The 11,901-nt window shown below is 46.3% G+C and carries 13 protein-coding genes; all 13 read right to left on the bottom strand.

Annotated elements, in window-relative coordinates:
• Nucleotides 1-21 precede the first annotated feature (21 nt).
• Nucleotides 22-753 carry a Stp1/IreP family PP2C-type Ser/Thr phosphatase gene (locus E7L17_RS03490; protein ID WP_316321873.1) on the bottom strand — a complete coding sequence of 244 codons (732 nt, stop codon included), beginning with the start codon at nt 751-753 and terminating at the stop codon, nt 22-24.
• Nucleotides 750-1,796, bottom strand: coding sequence for a 23S rRNA (adenine(2503)-C(2))-methyltransferase RlmN (rlmN, locus tag E7L17_RS03485; protein ID WP_316321955.1), 1,047 nt, complete (start codon nt 1,794-1,796; stop codon nt 750-752). The genes E7L17_RS03490 and rlmN overlap by 4 nt, the downstream gene beginning before the upstream one ends.
• A 1-nt stretch (nt 1,797) precedes the next feature.
• Nucleotides 1,798-3,141: a 16S rRNA (cytosine(967)-C(5))-methyltransferase RsmB gene (gene rsmB / locus E7L17_RS03480; RefSeq protein ID WP_316321872.1), complete on the bottom strand. Its 1,344-nt coding sequence runs from the start codon at nt 3,139-3,141 to the stop codon at nt 1,798-1,800.
• A 3-nt stretch (nt 3,142-3,144) separates the two neighbouring features.
• Entirely contained in the window at nt 3,145-3,843 is a 699-nt protein-coding gene (locus E7L17_RS03475; RefSeq protein ID WP_316321871.1) for a zinc metallopeptidase, read from the bottom strand.
• Nucleotides 3,844-3,855: 12 nt separating this feature from the next.
• The gene (gene fmt / locus E7L17_RS03470) at nt 3,856-4,782 is read right to left on the bottom strand and encodes a methionyl-tRNA formyltransferase (protein WP_316321870.1); all 927 of its coding nucleotides are present in this window, start codon (nt 4,780-4,782) and stop codon (nt 3,856-3,858) included.
• Between the two features lie 21 nt (nt 4,783-4,803).
• Nucleotides 4,804-5,274 (bottom strand): peptide deformylase, encoded by a 471-nt coding sequence (gene def / locus E7L17_RS03465; RefSeq protein WP_316321869.1) that lies wholly within the window; start codon nt 5,272-5,274, stop codon nt 4,804-4,806.
• An 82-nt stretch (nt 5,275-5,356) separates the two neighbouring features.
• Entirely contained in the window at nt 5,357-7,792 is a 2,436-nt protein-coding gene (gene priA, locus E7L17_RS03460) for a primosomal protein N' (protein WP_316321868.1), read from the bottom strand.
• Nucleotides 7,793-7,814: 22 nt separating this feature from the next.
• Nucleotides 7,815-8,042, bottom strand: a complete 228-nt coding sequence (locus tag E7L17_RS03455) for a DNA-directed RNA polymerase subunit omega (protein WP_316321867.1) — start codon at nt 8,040-8,042, stop codon at nt 7,815-7,817.
• Entirely contained in the window at nt 8,023-8,643 is a 621-nt protein-coding gene (gene gmk, locus E7L17_RS03450) for a guanylate kinase (RefSeq protein WP_316321866.1), read from the bottom strand. The genes E7L17_RS03455 and gmk overlap by 20 nt, the downstream gene beginning before the upstream one ends.
• A complete protein-coding gene (remA, locus tag E7L17_RS03445) occupies nt 8,636-8,911 on the bottom strand; it encodes an extracellular matrix/biofilm regulator RemA (RefSeq protein WP_085833415.1) in 276 nt (91 codons plus the stop codon). The genes gmk and remA overlap by 8 nt, the downstream gene beginning before the upstream one ends.
• A gap of 23 nt (nt 8,912-8,934) precedes the next feature.
• On the bottom strand, nt 8,935-9,813 hold the full coding sequence (locus E7L17_RS03440) for a YicC/YloC family endoribonuclease (RefSeq protein ID WP_316321865.1): 879 nt from the start codon (nt 9,811-9,813) through the stop codon (nt 8,935-8,937).
• Nucleotides 9,814-10,030: 217 nt separating this feature from the next.
• Nucleotides 10,031-11,431, bottom strand: a complete 1,401-nt coding sequence (locus E7L17_RS03435) for an oxaloacetate decarboxylase subunit alpha (protein WP_316321864.1) — start codon at nt 11,429-11,431, stop codon at nt 10,031-10,033.
• Nucleotides 11,432-11,445: 14 nt separating this feature from the next.
• Nucleotides 11,446-11,859 carry a biotin/lipoyl-containing protein gene (locus tag E7L17_RS03430; protein WP_316321863.1) on the bottom strand — a complete coding sequence of 138 codons (414 nt, stop codon included), beginning with the start codon at nt 11,857-11,859 and terminating at the stop codon, nt 11,446-11,448.
• Nucleotides 11,860-11,901: the final 42 nt, after the last annotated feature.

Here is an 11,901-nt window from a genome sequence, read left to right as displayed (position 1 = left end):
AGTATCACTCCAATCACATGGTCAGTTTTCGATTACGACAACCGTTATATTGTCGCCGCCGCCTGCACGGTTTGCATATTCGATTAACTGTTCACTAAAACCTTTCGCATCCAGCTCTTGCGACAACTGAGAAATCTGCTGGGTTTCAATGTAGTTAGACAATCCGTCTGTACATATTAAAAGCTTAGCCCCCTTGGGAAATGGCTCTTCCATATAATCAACATCCACCACGGGCAAAACGCCAAGCGCCCTTGTAATAATATTTTTTTGTGGGTGTGTTTGCGCTTGCTGTTCGGTAAGGTCCCCTTTATCCACCAACTCCTGCACAATCGAGTGGTCTACGGTAATTTGGCGTATGGAACCATCGCTTAAAATGAGGTATGCACGGCTATCTCCCGCGTGAACAATATAAAACTTTTCATCCCTAACTACAGCAAGTACTATAGTGGTGCCCATACCACGCAGCTCTTCCTGCTCTTTGGCAAGGTGATAAACCGCTGTATTGGCCTCTCCCACCGCCTGAGCCAGCAGCTCTTTTAAATGAGCCTCATTTGTTTGGTTTAAAGTCTCTGCTGTTATTATTTCTGCAATTTTTTGTACTGCAAGGCCACTGGCTATGTCACCGCCGGCAGCACCGCCCATTCCGTCACACACAACGGCCCATGCCCGGTCCTGCGCATAGAGCTCCCCGGCACAGGCGTCTTCATTCGATTGCCTTACTAGGCCAACGTCGGTTTTACTATAAAGTTTCAAAGACCGGTCACCTCCTCTTGCTGTCTGCGTCTCAGCTGTCCGCAGGAAGCGTTAATATCTGAGCCGAGCGTTCGCCGCACCGTAGCCGTAAGGCCACTTTTTTCTAAAATACGGATAAACGCCCGCTGTCTTTCAACAGATGCACTGTGGTACCCTGTTCCTGTCACTTGATTCACCGGTATTAAATTAATATGCGAAAGCGTTCCCCTTAATTTCGCCGCCAGCTCTCTAGCACAAGCGTCGCTGTCGTTTACGCCGCTGATCATCGCATATTCAAATGAGATTCGCCGGTGTGTTTGTTCTGAATAGTATCGGCAAGCTTTCAGCAGTTCATCCACTCCCCACCTCCGGTTTACCGGCATGGTCTGCGAACGAATGGTATCGTTCGGTGCATGCAAAGAAACAGAGAGAGTAATTTGGAGCTTGCGTTCTGCTAAATCGTAAATTTTATCTACCACACCGCAAGTAGAGAGAGAGATGTGCCGCATACCAATATTCAGACCGTGATCCGAAGAGACAAGCTCCAAAAAACGAAGCACATTCTCATAGTTATCAAGCGGTTCTCCCATCCCCATAAGCACAATGTTTGAAATACGCTTGCCGGTGTCTTTTTGTGCAGCCTGAATCTGTGCCAGCATTTCTGCCGCAGTTAGATTGCGAGAAAAACCGCTTTTACCGGTAGCGCAAAAAGTACAACCCATTTTACACCCTACCTGAGTAGAGATGCAGATGGTATACCCATGGTGGTACTGCATGAAAACGCTTTCCACCATTTCTCCGTCTGCAAAGCGGAAAAGGTATTTAATAGTATTATCATATTGAGAAACGAGTTTCTTTTCAATAGTTGCTACAGAGATGTAATATTTTTCTGCTAATAACTGGCGGGTTTGTTTGGACTGATCTGTCATTTGGTCAAAATCTTCTACCCCACGGTGTAGCCACTGGTACACCTGCCGTGCCCGAAAGGCCGGCCAGCCATTTGCTGTAAATTCCCTCTTTATTTCTTCTTCCGTTAATGAATTGATTTCTTCCCGTGCCATAATCCTACTCCCGTCGGCGGCGGAAAGCCGCTATAAAAAAGCCATCTGTGCCATGTACGGGAGGCAACAGAGTAACTTGATTTTCTGGCTCATCAAAAGCCCTTCGGAAAGAACCTGGCAAACAAAGCGGCTCTGGCTCAAATTCCGGATGATTTTGTAAGAAGCGCGCTGCGACCGCACCATTTTCTGCGGGATTTAGCGTGCAGGTTGAATAAAATAATAGCCCGTTTGGCTCAACAAGCCCGGAAGATCTACAAAGAATAAGGTACTGCAAATCAGGCAGGCTGTCAAGAGACTCCTGCGGCTTGTAGCGAATCTCTGGTTTTCTACGAATAATGCCCAAACCAGAGCAAGGTGCATCACACAAAACTCGGTTCGCACAAGGGATTTCTTCTCTGGGCTGTGCAGCATCTCGAATGGCCGCATCTACAATAGAAAGCCCTAGTCTTTCGGCACCTTGGCGAATGAGCCCCACTTTTCCCTTATACTTATCAAAGGCAAGCAGTTCACCACGGTTCTCCATTCGTTGGGCCATAGTAAACGTTTTTCCCCCGGGTGCAGCACAAACATCCAAAACACGTTCGCCCGGTTGCGGGTTTACGAGAGCACAGCATAGCTGCGAAGATAAATCTTGTATATGGAATAAACCTTCTTGAAAGCTCTTTAATGAAGCAACAGAACCCGTATTTTCTAAAATAAGAGTATCTGACAGTTCTGTAATGGCAGTTGCCTTTACAGCTTCTTCTTCTAAAACCCGAATTAACGAACTTGATGTTGTTTTAACCGTATTCACTCGCGCATAAATCGGTGCTTTTTGAAAAAGACTGTCTAAAATAGAACGACAAATTGGCTCTCCGTATGCCTTTGTCCATAATTCAATCAGCCATACTGGGCATGAATATTTAATGGAAAGTGCATTTTGCAGTTGCCGTTTCTCATTTGGTAAGCGAAGAGGATTCTCTTCTCGCAGTATGGAGCGCAGCAATCCATTTATAAAGCCCGATGCCTTTACAGCTCCATTTTCTTTCGCACAAATGACGGCCTCATTTACTGCAGCTGATGATGGTATTTTTTCCATATAAAGGATTTGATATACCCCAATCCGTAAAATCTCACGTACAGTTGCAGAGAGAACTTGCTCTGGATTTCGAGAAAAACGTTCGATGACATAATCGAGTGTAATACGCCGTTCCAATACGCCGTAGAAAAGAGCAGTCGCTAATGCGGCATCTCTCGGTTCTAGCGAAAAGCGCCGCAAGGTTTTATCAATTACAATGTTGGAATAGCCTTCGTTTTCATCCACATGAAGCAGGGCTTGCAGTGCCGCTGTTCTGGCATTTGGTGTCATTTATTATCTCCTTCGGTTCCCTGCAATCGCCAATAGGCGAAGCAAAGATAGGATTGAGGCAAACGCTGCAGCAACATAGGTCATAGCGGCAGCTCGAAGAACCTTCGATGCACCGTACAGTTCTTCTTCAGAAAGAATACCGGAACGCTCCAGAGCACTAATTGCCCGGGCGCTGGCATTGAACTCAACTGGTAAAGTAAGCAGAGAAAATACGACAGCCAAGCTGTACAGTGCAATCCCTGCATATATTACATATTCGTATTGAAGGGGCAAAAACATACCGATTAAAATCAGCGGAATTGCCAACTTAGAAGAAAAGTTTACGGCAGGAACAAGAACCGCGCGCAAATTAATAGGAAAATAGCCGTGAGCATATTGAACTGCATGCCCGGCTTCATGCGCTGCCACACCTACCGCAGAAATGGTATTGCTCCCGTAAACCGGCTGGCTTAAGCTAATGCTATTATTTCTTGGGTCATAATGATCCGTTAGCTGGCCACCAATCGGCTGAATTGGCACGTCGCTAATGTCATGAAAGCGCAAAACCTGGCGGGCTGCCTCTGCTCCCGTCAGGTTTCGACGATTTGGAATCTGAGAATATTTGCGAAAGGCAGATTGAACCTGTAACTGAGCTATCATCGATAGAATCAGCGCAGGTAAAATGAAGATAAAATACGTTCGATCATAGAAAAAATAATCCATCGTATCCCTCCGTCAACAACCCATTTTTGCTTCTGGCTGTGCTGGGTGACCACGCAGAAAATCGGTGCCGCCCATGCGTTTACCGCCTTCGTATTGAACTGTAACAAGCTTTAACACGGTATTTTGGCCGCAGCAAACATGAAAGTCCTTCCCTGGAAGCACTTGTCCCGGCTCACCAGCCTCATTTTCACATACCTGTGTTTCATAAATTTTAATCCGTTTTCCCTGATACACTGAGGAAGCAACCGGCCAAGGAGATAGACCGCGTACAAGATTGTGAATCTCTCTTGCTGGGCGGTTCCAGTCAATATCAGATATATCGCGGCTCAACATAGAAGCGTAACAAGTACCCTCTTCCCCTTGCGGCCTACACTTTAATGTACCTGCCTGAAGCTCGCGAAGCGTTTGTATCAATACCTTTGAGCCTAGCACCTGTAAACGGTCAAACAATTCTCCTGATGTTTCATTTTCAAGAATCTTTGTTTCTTCCATCAGTAGTATGTCGCCGGTATCCAACCCTACATCCATCTGCATGGTAGCGACTCCGGTTTTTTCATCCCCGTTTATCACTGCCCACTGTATTGGAGCTGCGCCACGGTACTTTGGCAAAAGAGAAGCATGAACGTTAATGCACCCATGTGGTGCAATTTGCAATATTTCTTTTGGCAGTAATTTGCCGTATGCAACTACAATAATAACCTCAGGCTGAAGAGAAGCCACCAGCTCAGCGGCCTCTGGTGTACGAAGCGTTGTAGGCTGATATACGGGAATATCGTATTTGAGCGCAAGCTCTTTTACCGGTGGCGGTGCAAGCGTGTAGCCTCTGCCCCTTGGTTTATCCGGCTGCGTAAATACGGCGCAAACTTCATGGCCTTCATCAAGCAAAGCCTGCAAACAGGGAACAGCAAAATCTGGTGTTCCCATAAAAACAATCCGCATGGATTCTTCCTCCTGTTTGGGTTATTCCATGTCATCCTCAGAAAGGATGCGACTGGCGCGCTGCTTAAATACAATACCATTTAGATGATCTGTTTCATGGCAAAAGGTTCTTGCCAAGAACTCCGTTCCCTCTATTTCAAAAAAGTTTCCTTTTCTGTCCTGTGCGCGAACTTTTACGTGATTGGGGCGCTTCACCATACCATATTGACCCGGGAACGATAAGCATCCCTCTGCGCCATCCTGTTCGCCATCGCTTTCAAGGATTTCGGGATTAACCAGCTCAATGATGCTGTCATCCTCAATATTCACTACAATGATAGCACGGCGCAGAATCCCCACCTGATTGGCAGCCAGACCGGCTCCATTGGCTGCAAGCACAGTTTCTGTCATATCATCTAAAAGTATTGCCAGCTTCTCATCAAATTTTTCAACCGGACGGCAAGTTTTATTCAAAATAGGGTCGCCGTCCTGCACAATATTACGAATTGCCATTGTACATTCCTCCATTACACGATGAATTAAAAGTAAACAAAGCCCGATATACCCCACCAAAGGCTTTGTTCTGTATATTTCTTTATAAGGCAGACATTGGATTTGTATCTACAAAAGCAGTAACCTGAGAAAAGCGTCGGTCAGCCGAAAATTGAATGATGAGGCGCGATAGCAACTCGCGTAATTTCTTGTCGTTTCTGCACTTAATAAGCAACTGATACCGATATTTGTTGCTAAGCTTGGTTACCAAAGCCGGGGACGGATCAAGCACGCGCATGGGGAGATTTGAATACTCTGCACCTGCTAGATTACGAAGTAAATTCATAAAATACAGGCTGGCATTACACACTTGTTCTTCCCGTAGCCCTACAAAACCGATTAATACAAAATCTGCAAAAGGTGGGTACAGCATTGCCCTACGAAACTGAATCTCTTCCTTATAGAAAGTGGCGTAATCCTGTTCCGCAGCAAGGCGAATCACCCGATTTTCAGGTGTAAACGTTTGAATAATCGCTCGACCGCAACGTTCCCCTCGGCCAGACCTGCCAACCACCTGCGTCAACAAATCAAATGAGCGTTCGGAGCTACGAAAATCATCTCCGTACAGAGATTGATCTGCAGAAAGAACACCAACCAACGTGACATTTGCAAAATCGAGCCCTTTGGCTACCATTTGCGTGCCAACAATCATATCGTAGTCTCCATTTTCAAAACAGCGAAGCTTTTTTTCATAAGAAAAGCGACCCATTGTGCTGTCAGTATCGAGCCGCAAAACGCGTGCCTGAGGGAATAACTGCGATAATTGTTCCTCTGCCCTTTGCGTTCCCGCCCCAGAAAAGCGAACCTCATCCTGCCCACAGGTTGGGCATTTGCGGGTTGCTGGAACAGAGTAACCGCAATAATGGCACATTAAGCGATGGTTTGCTGCGTGGTATGTTAAAGAAATACTGCAATTGGGGCAGCTTACCGCTGTGCCACACGATTTACAGGTCGCAAAAGTGTGGTAGCCACGCCGGTTTAACAGCAAAATGGATTGTTCCCCTTTTGCAAGATTCTCTGTTAGAGCTTCTTTTAACGCCCCGCTGAATACACTCGTATTGCCGGATAAAACCTCTTGGTTCATATCTGCAATGGTCACCTGCGGAAGCTGTGCTGCACCGTACCGACTAGGCAGCGGGTGCATGGAATACCTGCCTATCTGCGCAAAATAAGAAGTTTCTACACTTGGAGTGGCAGAGCAAAGCAGTAAAAGTGCTTTGTGGTGCGCACAGCGGAATTTAGCAACATCTCTTGCGTGATAGCGCGGTGTAGATTCCGATTTATAAGTCGACTCCTGCTCCTCATCCATGACAATGAGTCCCAAATTTTCAAAAGGTGCAAATACCGCCGAACGGGTACCTACAACAATTTTTGCCTGTCCGTTTTTCGCGCGCTTCCATTCGTCAAGTCGTTCTCCCAGTGAAAGTCCGCTGTGAAATACCGCAACCTGTTTGCCGTATCTTTGGTGAAACAAAGCAACCGTCTGTGGTGTTAGCGAGATTTCGGGCACCATTACAATAACGCACCGGCCGTCTGCAATTACATCTTCAATCAAGCGCATATACACTTGTGTTTTTCCGCTGCCAGTAACACCATATAACAATGAAGCCGCCGCACCGGAACGATACCGGCTCAAAAGTCCCTCGTACGCCTGTTGTTGTTCGTCGGAGAGTGAAATCTCCCACCCCTGTTCCGACTTCTGTGCTTTTTCGTACGGGTTGCGATATTGTTCCTCCTCATAATAGGAGGCGAACCCTTTTTTGACCAAGGCATCCGGTACAGACACCGTAACCCCTGCAAAATAGCACAGCTCTTTGACCGAAACACTCCCAATAGATTGCAAAATATCGAAAACCTCTTTCTGTTTTGGGGAAAGGGAATCCGAGATTTCTTTCTCACTGAGGCGAATCATTTTGCGTGTCGCATCGCCTACTCTGCGATTTGCAGCATTTTCTTTACGAATGATTCCTTTCGAACACAAACGCTCTAGAATTGATGTATTTGGGGAATCAACCAATTGTAAAAGTTCATCCTCAACAGCAGGCTTTTGGGAAAGCCGTTTTAAAAGCATATGCTCCGTTTCGGTTAACTCTAGCTCTGCTGCTTTTGATAAGGGTGCATTCAATACATATTGAGTCGAAATTCTAAAATTAATACCCGTGGGAAGAAGAAGTTTGACTGCATCAAAAAAACTGCAAAAATAGCGTTCCTTCAGCCAGCGAACCAAAAGAACCTGCTCTGCGGTAAGCAAGGGTGATTTGTCTAGCACCGCTGTAATAGGCTTTAGCAGCTCAGGCTGCTCACAGGGCTGCAAAGAAAGAACCATACCCTGCCTTCTGCGGTTGCCATTACCAAAAGGCACCATTACCCTGCAGCCTACTTCCGCCTGCATACCTGAGGGCAGAAGATAGGTAAACTCTTTGTCAAAGTGAAATGCCGTATTTTCAACAGCAACGCCTACCGCAGTATTTTGTTCCATCAAGCTAATTCACCTTCCGGAATCACTCCGCCGTAAAAGAATCTGAAGAAGCATCTTCTTTGGGAGCAATGATTTTATATTTGTGTTGTATAAAATCGCGCACAGCCAAATCAACTGGCTTTTCAATAAGAATGTCTCCGGCCTTTTCGGCTTCCTCCGCAATTTCGCGGGCACGTTTGGCAACGGCAACAACTATGGAGTATTGGCTCAAATTTGGTGTAGAAAAAGCTTCATTTGATGGTCTTAGCATAATTCATCATCCTTTCAATGTTAGCATCGGCACGGCTAAAGCGAAGCTTCTCTGCACATAAAATGGAACAGATTTGCTCTACTGCATGGTCAACCGTGTCATTTACAATTAAATAATCATAGTGGTTTGCTTCTAATATTTCACCGCAGGCAGATTCCATTCGTTTTTGAATCACTTCTTCGGAATCAGAAGCACGGTGTCTTAGGCGAGATTCCAAAACCTCCAGCGATGGCGGCAGCAGAAAAACACTCACGCAATCGGGGTTCTTCTCTTGAATTTGGGCGCCGCCCTGCACCTCAATTTCTAAAATAACGTCATACCCTTGTTTCTGCCATTCGCGTACTGGGCCTGCGGGTGTACCATAATAGTTGCCGCAGTACTCGGCATATTCCAGCATCTCCCCTTGCGCAATCATTTCTTGAAAGCGTTCGCGGGTTACAAAGTAATAGTCCTTCCCATCTACCTCACCGGGTCTTGGCGCTCGGGTGGTAGCAGAAACCGACAAACGTACGGAATCGTTTTGGCGGAGCAGCTCATGCAGCACCGTATCCTTTCCTACACCAGACGGTCCCGAAAATACCAGCATTAAGCCGTTAGTCATCCTCTTCCAGCTCCTCATCCGCAATATCTTCATCCCTGTCATTTAGCCGATTGGCTACTGTCTCGGGCTGAACTGCAGACAGAATCACATGATCGCTGTCTGTAACGATTACAGCACGGGTACGCCTGCCATAAGTAGCGTCAATTAAAGTACCGCGCTCCTTGGCGTCTTGTATAATGCGCTTAATCGGTGCGGATTCAGGGCTGACAATTGCCACCAGACGATTGGCGGACACCATATTGCCAAAACCAATATTTATTAGCCTCATGCCGTATTTCCTCCTAAGAATAACTATTCAATATTCTGAATCTGTTCTCGAATCTTTTCAATTTCAGCTTTCATGTTTACCACCATGTAGGCAATTTGAGAATCGGATGCCTTTGAACCGATAGTATTGGTTTCGCGGTTCATCTCCTGTACCAGAAAATCCAATTTTCTGCCGATTGCTTCAGAGGATTCCAGCATTGACTTTAACTGGTCAAAATGACTACGTAGGCGAACCGTTTCTTCCGCCACGGCAATTTTGTCAGCAAAAATAGCGGCCTCAGTTAGAATACGCTGTTCTTCAATGTTAGTATCGTGCAGAACATCCTGTAATCTGTTGAGCAGCTTTTGCTGGTACTCCTGCACAGTAATGGGAGAGCGTTCCTCCACCGCCTGTACCAAAGTTAAAATTGCCTGGGCACGAGCCTGAATATCTTCTCTTAGACGCGTTCCCTCTCGTTCTCTCATTTGAAGAAGTTGATCCAACGCCTGCTGTGCTATTTGAGAAACACATTCCCAAATTTGGTCTTCGTCTTCCGGCGTGCGGTGTACGGTAAAAATATCGCTGTACCGAGCCAGCCCCATCACAGAAATATCATCTCTCAAATCATATTTATCCCGAATTTCTTTGAGTGCATTCAAATATCCCGCAGCCATAGAATGGTTTACAAGAACCTGAGCGTCAGCATCCTCCAAAGTTTCAACCGAAACAAATACGTCTACTTTACCACGAGAAATTCTCTGCTGCAGCAAAGTTTTTAGCTTTTCATCCAGAAAAGAATAGCCTCTGGTTGTTTTTGAATTGAATTCAAAATACCTGTGATTGACTGATTTGATTTCAACTATGATATATCGCCCGTCCAGGGTTCCTTCTGCGCGGCCATACCCCGTCATACTTTTTATCATGGCGTATCATCCCAACGTTAGTAAGTTTAGAAAAGCATTCGCTTTTAAAGTATTATCACTTCATTTTACCAGTTTTAGTACACAATTGCAACCATCGTCATGATGCAGGATTCTACAAAAAGCAATTCAGTGAATCCCTTAAAAGGTTATAGTACGGAAGAACAGTCCCAGCGCCTTTATGGGCCCTGGGACTGTTATTTCATAACCTGTTATTTCATCAAACCGGGTGAACCTGCTTTTCTTCATTGGCAAGCTTGCTGTTAATGCCATATTTGGCATCACGGCGCTTTTTGAAGAAGTCTTCCGCTACCTTCGGGAATTGAGCGTAAGAGAGAACATCCTCTTCCTGCTCTGTCCACTGTGCGGCTTCTTTCCGGAGTGTTTCCAGCTCAGGAGAGAGAAGATCTGCAGGGCGGCAAGTGATTGGGGTTTCATCGCCAATAATCTTTTTCTGGAATGCAGGATCAATTTCTACCGGAGTTTTTCCGTACTTACCGGCAACCATATCCTTAAATTCCTTGGTGCACATTTTGTAGCGCTCGCCCGTGATTACATTGAACACAGCCTGAGTGCCAACAATCTGCGAAGTGGGTGTTACCAGAGGCGGATAACCGGAGTCCTGACGAACACGCGGTACCTCTTTGAGCACTTCTTCCAACTGGTCAGCCTTGCCAGCTTGCTTGAGCTGAGAGAGCAGGTTGGATAGCATTCCGCCGGGAACCTGGTAATGCAGAGCCTTTGTATTGGTAGCCAGCATAGAAGGATCGAGCAAACCGTTTGCGATATACTTATCGCGCAGTACCATGAAGTACTCACGGATTTCGTTAAGCAATACCAAATCCAAACCAGTGTCGTACTCCGTACCCTCAAACGCTGCAACAATGGATTCTGTTGGAGCATGAGAAGTTCCCAGCGCCAGCGGAGACATTGCGGTATCAATCAAATCGACACCTGCTTCTACACCCTTTATCATGCACATAGAGGCAAGACCGGAGGTGTAGTGCGTATGAAGCTGAATCGGCAGATCCACTGCAGATTTGAGTGCCTTTACAAGCTCTTCCGTGCGATAGGGAGTCAGTAACGCAGCCATATCTTTAATGCAGATTGAATCGGCACCTGCCTCCTGAATCCGTTTTGCGTAGTCGATATAATACTCATTGGTAAACACGGGGCCGGTTGTGTAAGAAATACCAACCTGAGCGTGTGCGCCCTCTTTTTTTGCTGCCTTAATGGCACGTTCCAAGTTGCGAAGGTCGTTAAGAGCGTCGAATATACGGATAACATCAATTCCGTTTGCTACACTGCGCTGCACAAAATAATCTACCACATCATCTGCATAATGGCGGTAACCAAGCATGTTTTGGCCGCGGAACAGCATTTGCAGCTTAGTTTTGGGGCAAAGACGGCGAATGGTACGCAGTCTGTCCCAAGGGTCTTCGTTCATAAAGCGCAGGCAAGAGTCAAACGTAGCTCCACCCCAGCACTCTAACGAGTGAAAGCCCACTTCATCCAGCTTTGGTAGTATCGGAATCATCTCATCGGTGGACATTCTGGTAGCAATCAAGGACTGATGCGCATCGCGCAAAACCGTTTCTGTAATTCCAATCTTTTTAACCATAATTCAGCCTCCCCTTACTGGAAGGATACAAGAGCTTCGCCGGGATTAACGACGTCACCCTTTGATACATGAATTCCTGCAACAACACCGTCTTCAGCAGCCATGATTTCATTTTCCATCTTCATCGCTTCCAAAATCATAAGAGGCTGACCTTTTTTAACAGAATCGCCAGCAGAAACAAGAATATTTAAAATAGTGCCGGGCATAGGAGCGCTAACTGTTTTCGCGCCTGCGGCCGGTTTTTCTGCCTTAGGAGCAGGAGCCGGGGCAGGAGCAGCAACAGGAGCCGGAGCTGCTACTACCGGAGCGGGAGCAGGTGCGGCAACAGGAGCCGGGGCAGCCACTACCGGAGCCGGAGCTGCTGCGCCAGTTTCTTCAACCTGAACATTATAAGCTACACCATTAACGGTGACTACAAGATTTCTCATTTTTAAATCTCCTTTTTATTCATGAATATAAAACGATTCTAA

Origin of the sequence: Clostridium sp. (assembly GCF_032576335.1) — a bacterium.
Taxonomy (GTDB): domain Bacteria; phylum Bacillota; class Clostridia; order Oscillospirales; family Acutalibacteraceae; genus Faecalispora.
This window is presented reverse-complemented; position numbering and strand designations above follow the sequence as displayed.